The sequence below is a fragment of the Nocardia cyriacigeorgica genome (assembly GCF_010868145.1).
Taxonomy (GTDB): Bacteria; Actinomycetota; Actinomycetes; order Mycobacteriales; family Mycobacteriaceae; genus Nocardia; species Nocardia cyriacigeorgica_D.
The window spans coordinates 36,170-53,023 of sequence record NZ_JAAGUY010000023.1; the positions used below are offsets into that span (position 1 = coordinate 36,170).

At 64.9% G+C, this 16,854-nt stretch carries 15 protein-coding genes; 8 read left to right on the plus strand and 7 right to left on the minus strand.

The genetic code is table 11. The features are described 5' to 3' along the window. Positions 1-6 precede the first annotated feature (6 nt). Entirely contained in the window at positions 7-1,023 is a 1,017-nt protein-coding gene (locus GV792_RS22440; RefSeq protein WP_375154332.1) for a Zn-ribbon domain-containing OB-fold protein, read from the minus strand. A gap of 61 nt (positions 1,024-1,084) precedes the next feature. On the opposite strand from GV792_RS22440, the gene GV792_RS22445 reads away from it, so the two are divergent. After that, positions 1,085-2,122: an LLM class F420-dependent oxidoreductase gene (locus GV792_RS22445; protein ID WP_163826260.1), complete on the plus strand. Its 1,038-nt coding sequence runs from the start codon at positions 1,085-1,087 to the stop codon at positions 2,120-2,122. Positions 2,123-2,178: 56 nt separating this feature from the next. On the opposite strand, the gene GV792_RS22450 is transcribed toward GV792_RS22445, so the two are convergent. Both GV792_RS22450 and GV792_RS22455 read right to left on the minus strand, forming a co-directional pair. After that, a complete protein-coding gene (locus tag GV792_RS22450; RefSeq protein ID WP_163826261.1) occupies positions 2,179-3,447 on the minus strand; it encodes an MFS transporter in 1,269 nt (422 codons plus the stop codon). Continuing rightward, positions 3,444-4,889 (minus strand): DUF4135 domain-containing protein, encoded by a 1,446-nt coding sequence (locus tag GV792_RS22455; RefSeq protein WP_163826262.1) that lies wholly within the window; start codon positions 4,887-4,889, stop codon positions 3,444-3,446. The genes GV792_RS22450 and GV792_RS22455 overlap by 4 nt, the downstream gene beginning before the upstream one ends. Before the next feature lie 463 nt (positions 4,890-5,352). Here GV792_RS22455 and GV792_RS29825 point away from each other — a divergent pair, with 463 nt between their 5' ends. The 4 genes from GV792_RS29825 (at position 5,353) to GV792_RS22470 (ending at position 9,382) form a co-directional block, all read left to right on the plus strand. Continuing rightward, positions 5,353-5,475: a hypothetical protein gene (locus GV792_RS29825; protein WP_256668087.1), complete on the plus strand. Its 123-nt coding sequence runs from the start codon at positions 5,353-5,355 to the stop codon at positions 5,473-5,475. Between the two features lie 63 nt (positions 5,476-5,538). Next, on the plus strand, positions 5,539-6,804 hold the full coding sequence (locus tag GV792_RS22460) for a TfuA-like protein (RefSeq protein ID WP_256673869.1): 1,266 nt from the start codon (positions 5,539-5,541) through the stop codon (positions 6,802-6,804). Continuing rightward, on the plus strand, positions 6,779-7,978 hold the full coding sequence (locus tag GV792_RS22465) for a YcaO-like family protein (protein WP_163826264.1): 1,200 nt from the start codon (positions 6,779-6,781) through the stop codon (positions 7,976-7,978). Before GV792_RS22460 ends, GV792_RS22465 begins: the two co-directional genes overlap by 26 nt. Beyond that, positions 7,979-9,382 carry a hypothetical protein gene (locus GV792_RS22470; RefSeq protein ID WP_163826265.1) on the plus strand — a complete coding sequence of 468 codons (1,404 nt, stop codon included), beginning with the start codon at positions 7,979-7,981 and terminating at the stop codon, positions 9,380-9,382. Positions 9,383-9,427: 45 nt separating this feature from the next. Here GV792_RS22470 and GV792_RS22475 read toward each other — a convergent pair whose 3' ends face one another. Next, the gene (locus tag GV792_RS22475) at positions 9,428-10,303 is read right to left on the minus strand and encodes a hypothetical protein (RefSeq protein ID WP_163826266.1); all 876 of its coding nucleotides are present in this window, start codon (positions 10,301-10,303) and stop codon (positions 9,428-9,430) included. Positions 10,304-10,455: 152 nt separating this feature from the next. Between GV792_RS22475 and GV792_RS22480 the strand changes: the two genes are divergently transcribed. Next, positions 10,456-11,391 carry an AMP-binding protein gene (locus GV792_RS22480; protein WP_163826267.1) on the plus strand — a complete coding sequence of 312 codons (936 nt, stop codon included), beginning with the start codon at positions 10,456-10,458 and terminating at the stop codon, positions 11,389-11,391. Positions 11,392-11,398: 7 nt separating this feature from the next. Here GV792_RS22480 and GV792_RS22485 read toward each other — a convergent pair whose 3' ends face one another. Then, the gene (locus GV792_RS22485) at positions 11,399-12,388 is read right to left on the minus strand and encodes a sigma-70 family RNA polymerase sigma factor (RefSeq protein ID WP_163826268.1); all 990 of its coding nucleotides are present in this window, start codon (positions 12,386-12,388) and stop codon (positions 11,399-11,401) included. 212 nt (positions 12,389-12,600) lie between these two features. Here GV792_RS22485 and GV792_RS22490 point away from each other — a divergent pair, with 212 nt between their 5' ends. Further along, on the plus strand, positions 12,601-13,020 hold the full coding sequence (locus tag GV792_RS22490; protein WP_163826269.1) for a VOC family protein: 420 nt from the start codon (positions 12,601-12,603) through the stop codon (positions 13,018-13,020). 63 nt (positions 13,021-13,083) lie between these two features. On the opposite strand, the gene GV792_RS22495 is transcribed toward GV792_RS22490, so the two are convergent. Next, positions 13,084-13,866 carry a crotonase/enoyl-CoA hydratase family protein gene (locus GV792_RS22495; protein WP_163826270.1) on the minus strand — a complete coding sequence of 261 codons (783 nt, stop codon included), beginning with the start codon at positions 13,864-13,866 and terminating at the stop codon, positions 13,084-13,086. Positions 13,867-13,945: 79 nt separating this feature from the next. Here GV792_RS22495 and GV792_RS22500 point away from each other — a divergent pair, with 79 nt between their 5' ends. Beyond that, entirely contained in the window at positions 13,946-15,595 is a 1,650-nt protein-coding gene (locus GV792_RS22500) for an acyl-CoA synthetase (protein ID WP_163826271.1), read from the plus strand. 128 nt (positions 15,596-15,723) lie between these two features. On the opposite strand, the gene GV792_RS22505 is transcribed toward GV792_RS22500, so the two are convergent. Further along, entirely contained in the window at positions 15,724-16,830 is a 1,107-nt protein-coding gene (locus GV792_RS22505; RefSeq protein WP_163826272.1) for an acyl-CoA dehydrogenase family protein, read from the minus strand. Positions 16,831-16,854 lie beyond the last annotated feature (24 nt).

A 16,854-nucleotide genomic window follows, 5' to 3' on the forward strand; every position in this document is an offset into this window, starting at 1 on the left:
GCCCTCTCACAGGTGATGCTTGTAGGTTTCGTAATCGGCATCCGGCTCGCCGGAGGGCTCGAAGTGGTCGACGTTCTCCAGGCCGTAACCCCACTCCTCGCGCGGCTTCCACACCGCACGCACCCGCATACCCATCCGGACCTCGTCGGCCGCACACCCGAGCACCAGATGCAGCACCGGAATGTCGGCACCGTCGAGCAGGACGTAGGCGGCCACGTAGGGCGGCTTGATCCGCTGTCCGAGGAAGGGCACGTTGACGATGCAGAAGGTGGTGACTGTGCCGGTATCGGCCAGCTCGACCATGTCATCGGTCGGCTTGCCGGTGGTCGGATTGGCGCCGCGCGGCGGGAAGTAGACCTTGTCCTCGGCGTCGGTACGACCACCGATGAGTTTGCCTTCCTTGAGCCCACGCAGATACACCGTCTCCTGCGGCGAGGCCGTGTGCTTGTAGCTCATATCCACCGGCGTCACGAGCATGGTGACCGGATCAGCGTCCGAGGCCGGGGTTTGTCCGCCCGCGGTGGAGGTTTCGCCGGGCTCGAAGCAGGCGATGTCGTGAATGCTGCCGGTGGTTTCGGCGGCCCAGCGGGCGCGGACGCGCATCCCGGTGCTGATCTGGTCCGGGCTCGCGACATCCACCGCATGCAGCATTGCGGTGTCGGCGCCGTCCAGCTTGATCAGCGCGTAGGCGAATGGGCGATCGAAGGGCTGACCCGGCAGTGGATCACGGACCCAGGTCCAGGAGGCGACCGTGCCGACATCGGCGATATCGACGAAATCACTGAGCGGATCGGCGGTCACCGGATCGTATTCGGACGGCGGAACCAGCACTCGGCCGTCCGATCCGCGCACGCCGACGATGCGGCGATCGCGCAACTCGGTCAGGAACCTGCCGATGATCGGTCCCACCGAGCGGGTGTAGTCGAATTTCATTCGCAGCGGCGCGCTGAGTACGTCGCTCGGTTCCAATCCGGGCGGGCGATCCTGCGTGATTGCCGTGGGTGCAGTATTCCCAAGAGTCACGATATCGAGTAGAACAGGTTCTTATTCTGCTGGCAAGCAGTGGACCGGAAAGGGGACCGATATGCGGTTCGGATTGCAGCTCGGATACTGGGGTGCGGCGCCGCCGCAGCAGGTCGGTGAATTGGTTGTCGCCGCCGAGGAGGCCGGCTTCGACGCGGTGTTCGCGGCCGAGTCGTGGGGGTCTGATGCGTTCGGCCCACTGGCCTGGTGGGGGTCGTCGACCAGTCGGGTCCGGCTGGGTACCTCCGTCGCGCAGCTGTCGGCGCGCACCCCCGCGGCGACCGCGATGCACGCGCTGACGCTGGATCATCTCAGCGGCGGACGCGCCATCCTCGGGCTCGGTGTCTCCGGTCCGCAGGTGGTGGAGGGGTGGTACGGGCAGCCGTTCGCCAAGCCGTTGCAGCGCACCAGGGAGTACGTCGACATCATCCGCAAGGTGCTCGCGCGGGAGGCGCCGGTCGTCAGCGACGGGCCGCACTACACGCTGCCCTACACCGGCCCCGGTGCCACCGGTCTCGGCAAGCCACTCAAGCCGATCGTGCACCCGATACGTGCGGATCTGCCGATCTGGCTGGGTGCGGAGGGTCCGAAGAATGTCGCGCTGACCGCCGAGATCGCCGACGGCTGGCTGGCCATCTACTACGCACCCCGGCTCGCCGGGATGTACAACGAATGGCTCGACGAGGGGTTTGCCCGCGCCGGCGCTCGCCGGACCCGCGAGACCTTCGAGATCGCCGCCAGCGCCCAGGTGATCGTCACCGACGACCCGGCCGCCGAGATCGAACGGCTGCGCTGGGTGATGTCGCTCTACATCGGCGGCATGGGCGCACCCGAACTCAATTTCCACGCCCAGGTCTATCGGCGGATGGGCTATGAGCGCGAGGTGGAAGAGATCGGCAAGCTCTTCCAGGCCGGCCGCAAGGCCGAGGCCGCGGCCGTTGTCCCGGACGAGATGGTGCTCGATACCACGATCATCGGCAACGAGGACGAGGTGCGTAAGCAGATCGGCGTGTGGGAGGCAGCAGGTGTCACGATGATGCTCGTCTCGGTGAGCGATCTCGATCAACTGCGGCGTCTGACGCCACTGGTCGCCCCATAGAACATGTTGCAGAATTGCGGGCGGCCGCGGCCGCCCGCAATTATCTGGGACGGTGCTCAGTCGTCGATCTCCCACTCGGGTGGCAGGGTCCTATGCGCGCGTAGCGGTGACCGGAGCAGCATCACGATCGGAACGGTCATGACGGCCACACCGACCCACAGCGCCGTCTGCGCCGACCACACTCCGGCAAGAAACCCACCGGCGACGGTGCCGAGGGGTGTCGCGCCCTGTGTGACGACCGCCGCCGCGGCGGTGACGCGGCTCAGATACCGATTCGGGGTGACGCGTGTGCGCAGCCCTGCGACCGCCACCGAACGGCCGACCAGGGCCGATCCGAGAAGTATCTGCCCGATCGCGATCAGTACGATCGCCTGATCGCGCAGCACCCCGGCCAGGGGCAGGAACAACATCGCGACCGGCGCCAGTCCCGAGAACAGCATCGTCATCCGGATTTCGCCGAACCGCCGCCGTAGCCAGGGGCATACCAACGACGCGATCAGGCCGGAGACCGCGCCGACGGCGGACAACGCCCCGAACAACCACGGTTCGATGGCAAGAGTGTCGAGCAAGAAATACGCCATTACCGCGATCATGATTCCGGCGCCGAGGTTGTTCACCGCTGTCTGACCGAGCAGCAGGCGCAGTAGAGGCTGGCGGAATACGATCCGGACGCCATCGATGATCTCGGCGCGGAAGTTGCGTTGAACCTGCTGTGGCGGTGGCGGTTCGACCGGATGGATGCGGCGGACCAAGACGGCAGACACCAGCTGACATGCCGCCGCGACGCCGTAGAGGACGGGTGCGGCGATGGATTGAGCGGCCGCGCCTGCCGCTGCGGGCGCGATGACGCTGATGGACGTGGACGACGTCGTCAGTCGCGCTTTGGCGTCGGAAACCCGCTTCTTGGGCAGGATCAGCGGTAGCACGCTCAGATGCGCGATCCCGAAGAACACCTCTGCGACACTCAGTATTACCGCGACCAGCATGAGCTGAACCACGGTGAGCGAACCGGCGAGATACGCGATGGGGATGCTCGCGAGCGCGAGCACATATGCCGTCTCGGCTGCCGACAACACAGTGCGTTTTGGCATGCGGTCGACCCACACACCCGCCGGAAGCCCGAACAGTAGATAGCCGATATTGGCGCACATCGCGATGAACGCCATCTGGACCGGGGATGCGCCCAGCAGGATCACTGCGGTGATCGGCAGCGCGAAGCCCGCGATCTCCCCTGACGCGTCGCGGAAACCATTCGCCAGCCAGAGGTTGCGAAAATCGGGGACCTTCAGGACCTCCGACCTGTCCTCGTCTGAGACGGTGGTCAAGCCGGCACCTCCGTCGCGATTGCCGCTCCCCTGTTGTCCGGGGAGGCAAGGTAGTCGGCCGAAAAGCACTGCGCTGCGATCCGCGCCTGCTCCGTCGCGTAGTTCTGGTCGAGGGCCAGGATTCGCCGGCAGCATTCGTCGATCGGGGCGCGTCGAACCCGGCCTACTCGGCCTGCGCCGTCGACGATGTGGGTCGAGTGCGGATCAATGCTGAACAGGGGAATGTCGCCGCTGAGGAGTTGACGGGCCTCCGACGCGATGATCTCTCGGCCGACGGTGGCGCGCGGATACCGGCCCAATTCCTCGACCAAGCGGTCGTGGATTTCGCTGGAGGACGCGGCGGACGGGGAAACGGCGACCAGTGCCGACAGTCGCGCGTATCCAGGGGTCGAGTACATGAGCGCTCGAGATCGCGACTCTCGGGGGCAGGACCGGAGTGCGTGTACCACGGCGTGTCTGTTCCGGCGAATATTGGCGTATCCGTGCGCCAAACCCGCGACGAACTCGTCGACGTACTCGCGGAGGCTCCGGAAATGGCGTCCGATCGGGGTCGGCTTGCTATCCAGCCGGGTGGTCATGCGAACGGTGAGCTGCCGGTCCGGACCCGACTCCCGCAGTGACGGGAAGTATCTGGATATGCCGGGAGTCGAGATCGCCATGAACCCGGCAGATACCTCCGTTTCGCTGGGGGTGGGATCCTGAAGTAGCAAGGTGGTCAGCAGGTTTCGTTCACGATCGAAGGGGCTCAGGGCCAGAACGGTCTCATCGTCGATGATGGCTACGGCATCATCGGTCGGCGCGATATTGCCGTAATGCAGATCGATGATCCCTGCGCAGTCGGCTGCGGCGGCGAAAATTCCCGCGTGATACCAGAACTCCTCGTCCGGAGCGGGGGAGGACGGTGCCGGGACCGCATCCTGGAGGTAGCCATCGAGAATCGGTGTATCGGGCGGAACGTGGATGGACTCCGAGATATCGGCCTCGCCGAACAGGGCCGTCAGCGTGGCGCGGCGCGAGACGCGGCCGGGCTTGTAGTACTGAAACGAACCGTTCCTGGAGACCTTGGTGGTCGTCCTGCCGTAACGGTGTGGATCACCGATTCCCGGTTCGATGCGGTCGGGCTCGGCGCCGCCGTCGGTCAGCGCCCGGTGCAGGCGCCCGGCTTCGTCGAGGCAGAGCGCGATCTGCGGAGCCACGATGCCGCGCCAGATGATGGGGTCGTCGAAAACACGACGAGCGAGTTCGGGGAGGAGTCGACCGGCATTGCCGGCGTTCACCGCTGTTCCAGTCTCTTTGGATACGACCGCGATCCGCAGAATCAGGTACCGCAACCATTCGTGCCGCATTCTCGTGAGATCGATGTATCCGGGAACCCGGTAGGACTCGTGAAGGTGGTCATCGAACACCTCGAGCACCATCAGGTCATAGTCGGAATACCGCATGAGAACCTCCCCATTTCTCGATTGGCCGATCCGTGACGCAGTGGCCGACGGTGAACGCCGGTTTCGATCGTAGTCACGGCTGTGCGCATCGCGAACGTTCTGACTGCCCGTCGCGGAGGCTTAGTGACTTACATCACATCAAGGGTTGTGAGGACTGCTTTGTCGAAAGCCCGAATCGCTCTTATCAGAGGGTGGAACGCGTTGTGAGCCTTTCATTTTGGATGTGGCTAGGAAGGATTGGCCAGCTAGGAGGCGGATCGCCCTGCGAACCGTGTCAAGGTTTGTGATCGCAGTGATCCGCATCGGCCCGCGTTCGTGCGGCGGCAGTGGGATGTGCGTAGAGCCGGCGTTTCGTGACCTCTCGGCCGAGAGGCCATATGTCACTGGTCGAGGCCGGAAAGTCTTGCTAACGTCCGAAGGGTGATCATTGATCACTCAGTCGAGAACTGAAGGGAGGGAAATCATGAGCACTTCGCTTGCTACCACGGTCGAGAAGTACATCACGGTCGAGGAATTCGACAAGATCTTCGAGGATCCGACCGCAGTGGTTCGGACCAACAACGCCGCCACGGCCGAGCCCGACTAACGGGCATTCGTTGCGGGCAGGCGATTCCATTGCCTGCCCGCAATGTTCTCGTGGGTCCGGGCTATGAGAAGGGTGAAAGTAGTGGGGGGAAACGTTACGGTGTACGCCGGTCCGACTCTGAACCGGGATGACGTGGCCGAATTCGATCGTGAGCACCACACAACGACTGTGCTGCGGTCGCCGATCAAGCACGGAGACCTGTTCGGTTCGGCACTCGGACCGGATGAGACCGTCGTCGTCATCGACGGTCTCTACCACCAGAACCCCGCGTTGCGGCACAAGGAATACCTGCACGCATTGCATGCCGGTGCGCGGGTGATCGGTGCGAGCAGCATCGGTGCGATCAGGGGCGCCGAACTGTCTCGCTTCGGAATGGAAGTCGTCGGAACGGTCGGTCAATGGTATGTGCACGGCGAGATCGATTCCGACGCCGAAGTCGCGGTTGCGCATCTCGACGATGAGCATGGGTGGCGGCCATTGAGCATTCCGATGGTGAATATCCGGTACGCCGCACAGCGCTGTGGTTTCGATTCGGCCGTTGTCGACCGGATCATCTCGATCGCCCGCGAGATTTTCTATGCCGAGCGCTCTGGCTCGGCGCTCGTCAATGCCATCGAGGCGCAACTCGGCTCGGCGGTCGCATCAGCTCTTCTGCCGGATAAGAAAATGCGTAGAGAACATGACGTCAAGAAACTCGACGCGCTCACCGCGCTTCGACACGCGCATTTCTCTGATACCGCATCAGATGGCCGCCGGTCGCAGCTGGCGACGGCGGATTGGCGAACTCCGTATTTCTATCAGTGGCAGAACGATACGATCGATTCGGGTCGGCTCGTCGCCAGGGTCGAATACCAGCAACTCTACTGTGCCGAATTTCCGGCCATCTGGCTGAGGTATCTGGATTACATTTCCGAGCACCCCTACGATTCGTCGCCGGGGCGATCTATGAGCGACCGATTTCGATCGATGGCATCCTCCGCAGCGCCCGATCGCCTACCCCAGGTATTCCTCCCTCGCTACGCACTCGCCGACGCGCAGACAGTGGCGATCCTGCTATCGGCGGAATCCGCGGCGGATGTGACCCGCGTACGTATGGCCAAGCATGCGGAATCGGAACGGAACATCCCTGGGTCCAGACAGCTCAAAGCGGACGTCGCGGACGAGCTACTGCGTGAGCTCTGGGGATCGGGTCTCGCCCTCGAGGACGAGTGCCGCCGCCGGGGGTTCGCCGGTGTGAAGTACGCACGGCGGGCACTGCGCCGCTTTATCTTCAGTCATCACGACATAATCCGGGGGACCACCGATGCGCACACCGATCGACGACCGTGAACTCGCGCCGAAGATTCGGCTGGACGGCACCGCGCGAACGCGCACCGCGGACCAGACCTGGCGCCGGATAGAACCGTATCTCCAGACGGCAGGTATCACCAGGGTCGCCGACGTGACCGACCTGGATTACGTCCGGATCCCGGTGGCGATGGCGGTCCGGCCCCTGTCGGAATCGTTGTCGGTGTCGCAGGGCAAAGGTGCCAGCCGCCCCCTGGCGAAGATATCCGCGGCGATGGAATCACTCGAAACCTGGCACGCCGAGAATATCGACCTACCCACGATGCGTGAACCGCACGGCCGGCGCGATCTGGGATACGGCGTGACATCGGAATTCGGCAGTCACCTCTGCCGTCCGCTGCTGGTGGACGAGGTAATCGAGTACTACCCGGCGACGACCATGATCTCCCGCGAGCCGACCGCCGTTCCGCGCGGTCTCGTCGATATCAGCTTCGCGCGGTGCGATTTCCGCATGAATCCGTTCCGGGAGACGAGTTCGGGGCTTGCGTCGGGCAACAGTGCCGACGAAGCGGCACTACACGGGCTCTACGAGATCTTCGAACGTGACAGTAGCGCCGGCCTCGGCACGGCCGGGGATCGGATTCCGATCGACCTGCTGTCGGTGCGGGACACGCACTGCGCGTTTCTGATCGAGCGCATGCTGGAGGCCGGGTGGGAGGTCACACTCGATGCTGTTCCCTCCCGTTTCGGTGTGCCGACGTTCATCGCGAGCGTCTTCTCCCACGAATTTCCGGTCGAATGCGCCGGGGCGGGTACGCATGGCGACAGCGGCATCGCGATGAGCCGTGCCCTCAGTGAGGCTGCACAGACCCGGCTTACCGGAATATCGGGTACTCGCGACGACCTGCCGGTGGTACCGGTGTGGGAGCACCTCGGTGCCGGTCCGCGACGGTCGACGGCGAGCGAGCCGAGGTCGGTACAGGAAGCCACCGCGGAGTACGGGTTTCGTGCGATCGATGGCGACACGATCACCGACGACCTCGCCGAAGCAGCGCATCGCGCGTTGTCGGTCACCGGGTTCGAGCCGGTGCTTCTCGATCTGACCGATTCGGGGATGCGCGCGGACCTCTCGGTGATCAAGGTGCTACTGCCAGGTGCGGCAGCGGACCGCCGCGGCGGGATCCCCGGGCCGACGCAGGCGCGTCGAGCCGATTGAATGGCCATGATCAGTGCGGTGCAGGCCGCTTTCATCGTATCGTTGCCGCTCAACACGTTCGCGGTCACGAAGTATCTGATGCTCGGCCGCCGGGCACTGAGCTGGAATTTCTCGCCGGTGTTCGGTATCGCGTTGCCGCGTCGGTTGGTGCTGATCGGAAACGTCGCTGCTCCGCCGGGCGTGAGCGTGGCATTGGTGGCGCTGAGTGAGCGCGACTTCCTCCGCAACGTCGTCGTCATCGGTCTGCTCGGGTTCTGGCTGCTGTGTAAGAACCTACGGGTCTCGAATCACTCGTTTCTGGCCGTCGTCACGATCGTGATGCTGTCGCTGAGCTCGGATCGGGCGTCGGCCGCCGCCACGACCGCGGCGGTACTCGCGGCGATGTACGCAGCCGCCGGTATCGCGAAGCTGAACCGCGGCTACCTTCGCGGCGAACGCAGCCTCGGTCGGCGTGTTGTCGAGTTGAACCTGAACAACAATTCCGACCTGCTCGCTCGTACACCAGCGGGCCTTCGTCGGTTGATGAACCTCGCGGCCATGGTGGTGGTGCCAGGAGCGGAGATCATTCTCGCCGTAGCGATGATCGTCGGCGCCCCGCTGCTGTGGTGTCTGTTGGTGGGCTTGCTGCTGCACTTCGCGTTCGGGATCAGCGGCAACTTCGAATTCTCGATGGTCGCCGTGGCCGTCTGGTTGGCGTTGGTCGTGCTTTCGCAACCGGTTTCGCTCGGGCAGGTCGTCGATCGAGTCGTGTCGGCCGGTCCCGGAACCGTCGTCTACCTCGCCATGCTGGTGGCTGCGACCGGAGCTTGGCAGTGCACCTGGCACTACTTGAACCGGCGGTCCGGGCTGATCAACGAATTGTTCGCCGCGTTGTTCTTCGGTGTGCTTTCCTTGGCGTCGCTGGTCACGGTCGATTCCGCGGTCACAGTGGCTGTTGGGGTCGTCCCGCTGCTGCTGACGCTCATGTCAACGGTGGGTGCCGTCGTGCTCGGTGCCCGCCTGGAGTTCGCTTTCGCGATGTTGTCCAATCTCCGCCCCTACGGGACGGACTGGATCTATCTCGTTCCACGTCCGCTCATCGAACCCCGGTACTACTTCCTGCGGCTGCCGCAACAGATCCCGGTGTCCTTGCTGAGCCACGTGCCGCCGGTTTTTCTCAAAGCAGCGACATCCGGCGAGATGGCCGTGCACCGTTCGACAGCTACCTGGCTGGCGCGGGCATTCCGTGATCACGGAGCGACATTGGTAGCCTGCCGCGCGCTCGCGGATCCGCGCCTCGGCCGGATGATGCCGATGGTGGCGGAAGACATCTCCGGCTGGACCGACCTGTCCTCGGACCGGGCGTGTTGTCTGCTGTTTCCTCCGTTGATCCCGGCTGTTCTGTCGGATCCCGTCGTCGGCTGATCTGTCGGATCCCGTCGTCGGCCGGGTCGAGTTGCGGCCGGCATGTCAGGTCGTCCCGTGCGCCCGCCACCACCGAGTCGTGGCGATCTCGAATTCCTCCCAGAAGATCTCGTTGGACTCCTCGCCGTGTCCGAGGCCGTTGCGTAGCACCGCCCAATCCAGTCGATCCGATTCGCGCGCAGAGGTGAGGATCGGGCGAAGATGCTCGACAATGTGGGCGACATCGCCATCGTTGGCGCGAATAGCGGCCCGGAAATAGTCGTTTCGGAACTCCTCCTCGAACAGCGTGCAGACCCGCCGGGGCAGCTGGCGTCGTGGCGGGTGCTGCCCGGTCCGCTCGCAGTATGGATCCGATGCCAGTTCAGCGGGTAGTGACGAGCGGTAGTTGCCCCACCAGGAAAGATCCGGGGGGTAATTTTGTGGTGCATAGGCGAACGCCATGGAAGGCATCGATTCCGAAGATGCTCGCCACGCATAGCGGATGGCAGCGTAGCCGCCGGCAGACCACCCGTTCCAGACGATGGCAGCGAGATCGTTTCGCCGGGCGATGCCGACCGCCAGCCGGAGCAGATCATCCGACATCGGCTCGGCCTGGAGGAACCAGCCGATACGGGATTCCGGGTGCATTCGTAACACCGGGTCGGAGACGAAGACTGTGATCGCGCCCAGCTGCGCCGACGAGGTGAAGCGGCCGTAGATCGGGGGCTGATATTTGGGCCGTGTCACCATGCCGTGGAAATTGACCAGTAGATACGGCTTGCGGCACACGGGTGGATAAGCGATCGCGTAGTCCGCTGTGCGCGGACACTCCGAGCGCGGCGTCGCCTCGGACAGAATGCCGCGCTCGATGCGCGCGTATCCGCGCTGGACATCGTCGTGACTCAGGTCGGATGGCACAACGTGACTGCCGTACTCGGCCATGATCCCCCCATGAAATCATCTGCCCCGAACGGGACTCCGGGCATCGCCAGCATATCCCTCGCCTACGCGGCGGAGCAGGTCTCGGCCGTCGGATCCGAAAGGGTCGACGACGACCCTTGTCGATATATAGAACGCGTTCTAAATTCGATGGCGTGACGCAGGAGTCGGCTGAAGTTCTCGGATTGTGGAATATCGCCGCGGCCCAGCCGCGGCGGATCGCGCTGATCGCACCATCGGGACGGATGGTGAGCTTCCGGGAACTGGCCACTCTGGCGGACCGGTACGCGGGTGGCCTGCGGGCGCTGGGACTACGGCCCGGTGCCACGGTGGCGAGCATGCTGCCCAACGGTGTCGAGGCGGTTGCGATGTATTTCGCGGCGTTTCAGACCGGGCTGTATCTGGTGGCGGTGGATTGGCATCTGACCGTGCCAGAGATCGCGCACGTACTCCTCGACAGTGCGGCCGAAGCGTTCGTCGCCGGGCAGCGGTTCGGCGAATCCGCCCGGCTCGCCGCCGACGCCGCGGGATTGCCTGGCGCGGTGCGGTTTTCCGACGGCGATATCGAGGGGTTCAAATCGCTGGCGTGGCTCGGTGCTGCGGGTATCCGGCGGCCGCTCACCGGAGCCGATCCGGAAGTGGTCGCACCGCATTCGACCGGATTCTTCGGCCTGTTCGGGCTCGCGCCGCACGGCGAACATGTGCACCTGTGTGGATCGGCGCTATCGGGTCCCGAGGCGCTCGACTTCCTCACCGTCTCGATCCAGCTCGGCCATCGCGCGGTGCTGATGGATGGGTGGGATCCCGCGGAAGCCTTGCGTCTGATCGAACGGCACCGGGTCACACACAGTTTCGTGACACCGGCGCAGTTCGACCGTCTACTCGCGCTGCCCGAAGCGATCCGGTACCGGTACGACCTGTCGTCCCTGCGCCGGATCGTGCACGGACCCGCGCCGTGCCCCTCGGCCACCGAGCAGCGCATGCTCGACTGGTTGGGCCCCGTGCTCACCGACTATCGACGCGCCACCGAGGTCGCCACGGCGACCGGCGACCCGGACCGTGACCGCCACTCGGACCTGATTCCCGGCTGACCGGTACTCAGGCGGCTTCGCGCAGCTCCGGCTTCAAGCCGAACAGCGGGAACAGCTTGTCGGTGTCGAGGAAGAAGTTGAGTCCGGAGATCTCGCCGTCGGTGAACTCGAGGACGGTGATCGACCACGGCACCCACACGCCGGGCTCGCCGCTCGGCTTGTAGTGGCCGAATGCGGGCAGGCCATTGGCGCCTTCGAGCCGGACCAGGCGCGAATCCCGGCAGGCCGAGCCGTGGCCGAGCATGAACTCCGCGACATTGGCAGGCCCGGACACCCAGAACTCGAGCGGCGGCATGGACAGCGCCACATCGGTTTTCAACAACGTGGTGAGGGTGTCCATATCGTAGGACTCGAACGCCTTCACGAAATCGTCGATCAGTTTGCGCTGATCGTCGTCGGTATCGTCGTAGGTGTCCGTGACCGCGGGCTGAACCTTGGACATGGTGGCGCGGGCGCGCTGCAGGGCACTGTTCACCGAGGCCGGCGACATGGTGAGGGCCTCAGCCGTCTCGCTGGCGGAGAAACGCAGCACCTCACGCATGATCAGGATGGCGCGCTGGGTGGCCGGCAGATGCTGACAGGCCGCAACGAAAGCCAGCCGCAGTGTGTCCTTGGCGCTGGCGTGCTCCGCCGGATCGGCGCCGAAGGCCAAGGCGTTGGGTATGGGCTCGACCCAGACGTAATCCGGCTGCGGCGCGGTGAGTGGTGAATCCGGGCTCGACGGACCGGACATATCCATCGGCCGCGCCCGCCGCTGCGGACCGTCGAGCATGTCCAGGCAGACGTTGGTGGTGATCCGGTACAGCCATGACCGCAGGCTCGCCCGGCCCTCGAACCCGTCGTAGGCCTTCCAGGCGCGGGTGAAGGTCTCCTGCACCGCGTCTTCGGCCTCGAACGAGGATCCGAGCATGCGGTAGGCGTAGGCACACAACTCTCGGCGGTGTACCTCGAAAGAATCCATGACTTCGGCGGTGGCTGTGCCCGACGTCTCGCTCATGGATGTCACTGTGGCACAAGCCACCGACAACAAACAGACGTCGACGTGGTCGTTTGCCGACGGAAACACCACCTCAGTCACACGCATCTCACCAGTACCGTCAGTAACGGGTATCGACTCTCTGAACCCGATTCGGCGACAGCGATGAGTTTCCGAAACGGCCCCCGTCTCTATGGGTGAAGCGAGCAAACAACGACCGAGAGGCCGAAACAATGAGCAGCAAGATGATCTTCGTGAATCTCCCCGTGACCGACCTGGCGCGGTCCAAGAGCTTCTACGAGGCGCTCGGCTGGAAGGTCAACCAGGACTTCACCGATGAGAACGCCTCCTGCATCGTGATCGACGACAATATCTGCCTGATGCTGCTGACCAGGGAGTACTTCGCCACCTTCAGCACGCGCCCGATCGCCGACACCGCGGCGACCGCGGCCGCCGGCTACGCCCTCTCACTCGGCAGCGCGCAGGAAGTGGACCAGCTCACCGACGCGGCGGTGGCCGCGGGTGGTCGTGAAGAGATCAACGAGGACAAGCGCGCCCAGGAGGCCCAGGTCGGTATGCACGGGCGTACCTTCCTCGACCCCGACGGCCACCAGTGGGAGCCCTTCTGGATGGATTACCCGGGCGCCAACTGACCCCGGACAGCACACGTCCCCGGCGCGTCGAGCCCGCCGGGGACATTGTGGTGTGGGAAGCGTTCAGTTACCGCTGAAGGTCGGCTTGCGCTTCTCGGCGAAGGCCTTCGGGCCTTCCTTGGCGTCGGCCGACTTGAACACCGCCATGCCGAGCTCGGCGTCGATCTTGAAGGCGTCTTCCTCGGGCAGGCATTCGGTCTCGCGGATGGTGCGCAGGATGGCCTGCACCGCCAGTGGGCCGTTGGCCGCGATCTTCTCTGCCAGCTCCAGCGCCTTGTCCAGTGCGGTGCCGTCGGGCACCACATGGCCGATCAGACCGATCTCCTTGGCCTCGGCGGCCGTGACATGCCTGCCGGTGAGCAGGATGTCGGCGGCGACGGTGTAGGGAATCTGGCGCACCAGCCGCACGGCCGAACCGCCGAGCGGGAACAGACCCCAACGCGCCTCGGACACACCGAACTTCGCGCTCTCACCCGCGACCCGGATATCGGTGCCCTGCAGGATCTCGGTGCCGCCGGCGATGGCAGGACCCTCGATGGCCGCGATCAACGGCTTGGTGAGCCTGCGGCCCTTGAGCAGTGCCTCGATTTTGGACAGATCCCAGCCGCCGCCGGAGAACGAGTCACCGGGGTGCTGCGAGGTCATGGCCTTCAGATCCGCACCGGCACAGAAGGCGCCGCCCGCACCGGTCAGGATCGCGACCCGGATCTCGGGATCGTTGTCCACCTGATCCCAGGCATCGCGCATGATCGCCATCATCTCGCCCGACAGCGCATTGCGGGCCTCGGGGCGGTTCATGGTGACGATGAGAACGTGGTCGCGCTTCTCGACGAGGCAGTGCGGCATCGCGGAAATCTCCTGGCTCGAGGACGTGGTGTAAAAAGCACCCTTGTCAGGAACAGTAACACGTTCTATTTTTAGGTCTGTGAGCTACAACATAGCGGACCTCATCGAGCACACCATCGACCTCATGCCCGATCGCGTCGCACTGGTCGACGACGTTCGTGAGGTCACCTATGCCCAGTTGGAGGAGCGGACCAACAAGCTAGCCCACTACCTGCAGGAACAGGGTGTCCAGCCGGGCGATAAAGTGGGCATCTACTCGCGCAACACCATCGAGGCCGTCGAGGCGATGGTCGCGGTGTTCAAGGCGCGCGCGGTGATGGTCAACGTCAACTTCCGTTACGTCGAGAACGAGTTGCAATACATCTTCGATAATTCGGACATGGTCGCGTTGATCCACGAGCGCCGCTACACCGACAAGGTGACCGCCGTACGGCCGAATGCGCCGAAGTTGAAGACCGTGATCGTGGTCGACGACGATACCGCCGGACAGGTGCCCACCGCAGTGGATTCGGCCGAATACGAGACCGCCCTCGCCGGCTCCTCGGGCGAGCGTGACTTCGGTGAACGTTCCCCCGACGACACCTTCATGATTTACACCGGCGGCACCACCGGCATGCCAAAGGGTGTGATGTGGCGCCAGGAGGACTGGTGGCGGGTGCTCGGCGGTGGCATCAACTTCGGTACCGGCGAGAAGGTCGAGGACGAATGGCAGCAGGCCAAGGCGGGCGCGAGTGGTGCGCCGCTGGTGCGCTACCCGATCCCGCCGATGATCCACGGTGGTTCGCAGGCTGCGACGTTCCACGGGCTGTTCGACGGCGGTAAGACCGTCATGCTGCCGGAGTTCAACGGACACAGCGTGTGGCAGGCGATCGATCGCCACGGCGTGAACATGATCTTTATCACCGGCGACGCGATGGCCCGTCCGATGCTGGACGCGCTGCGCGAAGGCAACCCGGAAACCGGTGCGGCCTACCAGCATTCGAACCTGTGGGCGATGGCCAGCAGTGCCGCGTTGTTCTCGCCGACGCTCAAGGACCAGTACCTGGAACTGCTACAGACCACCGTTATCACCGACTCGATCGGCTCCTCGGAGACCGGGTTCGGCGGCCTGTCGATCGCAGCCAAGGGGGCGACGCATACCGGTGGTCCGCGGGTGAAGATCGACGCGTCCACCGAGGTGCTCGACGACGACGGCAATCCGGTCGTGCCGGGCTCGGGCCAGGTCGGCATGATCGCCCGCAAGGGTCACATCCCGCTCGGCTACTACGGCGACCCGGTCAAGACGGCTGCGACGTTCAAGGAGTTCAACGGGGTCCGCTACTCGATCCCGGGTGACTATGCCCGCGTAGAGGAGGACGGGACCGTCACCATGCTCGGCCGCGGTTCGGTGAGCATCAACAGCGGTGGCGAGAAGATCTACCCGGAAGAGGTCGAGGGCGCACTCAAGACCCACCCGGAGATCTTCGATGCCTTGGTCGTTGGTGTCCCTGATGAGCGCTGGGGTCAGCGGGTCGCCGCGGTCGTCCAGTGTCGCGGCGACAAGCGCCCGACCCTCGAAGAGCTGCGCCCGGTCCTGACCAAGGAAGTCTCGTCCTACAAGATGCCCCGTAGCCTCTGGTTCGTCGAGGAGATCAAGCGTTCCCCGGCCGGCAAGCCCGACTACCGCTGGGCCAAGGCGCAGACGGAAGATCGCCCCGCCGACGAACACGCCGACGCGAGCGGCAAGTAGCCACACCACCGATCAGGGCCGCCGCGAACTCCGCGGCGGCCCTGATCGGCGTGTCCGTGCACGTCACTCACTGACAGAACGAGAACGGCCCGCCGGAGGTCCGGCGGGCCGATCTCGTTTCGGGCGGCTCAGGCGGAGTCGGCCAGGTGCTGTGCGAGGGGGAGTAGGTGGTCAGGCGTGGGGCCGAGGGCGAATTCGTTGTGTTTGGCGGCGGTGAAGTAGTTCTGCACGATGTGGTCGCGGTCGATGCCGACGCCACCGTGGACGTGGACGACGGTGTGCGCCACACGGTGGCCTGCTTCGGCGGCCCAGAACTTGGCAGTGTGCACCGCCGGTGCCGCGGGCAGGTCTTCCGATAGCTGCCAAGCGGCTTGGGTGACGGTCAAGCGCAAACCGCCGACATCGATGTAGGCGTCGGCCAAGCGCTGGGCCACGGCCTGGAAGCTGCCGATGGCCTTACCGAATTGTTCGCGTTCGCGGGCGTACTCGGCCACCAGTTCCAGCGCGCGTTCCAGGGTGCCGAGCTGCTGGGCACTGACCCCGAGCCAGGCCCGCAGCAACAGCCAATCCAGGATCTCGGCACCGGTTTCGACGGTGCCGAGCAGTTCGGCGGGCGTCTCGGTGAGCTCGACGGCGTATTCCGCGCTGCGGTCGACCACCTGCTGAGCAGTCACCTGTACCGAGGGATGCGACGGGTCGACCAGGAACACCGCGGTCCGCCCGGACGCGACGGCGGGCACCAGGATCCGATGCGCGCGGTCGGCGACCGGGACGGTGGTCTTGACGCCCGTGACGTGCCAGCCGTCGGAGGTCTCGGTGGCGGTGGTGTCCGGTTTCCCGGTATCCCAATTGCGTTCCTCGGTCAGCGCGGCACTGAGGATCACCTCGCCCGCGCCGGCCTGCCGAGCGAGTTCCTGCTGGTCGGTACTGCCGTAGCGGGCGAGTGCGCCCGCGCCGAGCACGATCGAGGACAGATATGGCACGGCCGCCACGTACCGGCCGAGTTCGCGCAGAATCGAGGTCTGCTCGAGCACGCCGAAATCGCTGCCGCCGACCGATTCCGGAAGCGCCGCCGCGAGCACACCGGTGTCGCCGAGCGACTGCCACAGCGGTTCGTCGAAGCGCACCGCGGCGGTATCGAGTTCGCGCAGACGGTCGTCGGTGACCAGCTTGGCGCATACCTCGCCGGTCAGCCGGGACAGATCGCCCTGGGCCTCGGTAGGGGTGAAATCCATGGTGAATACCTACTTTCGAAGTCC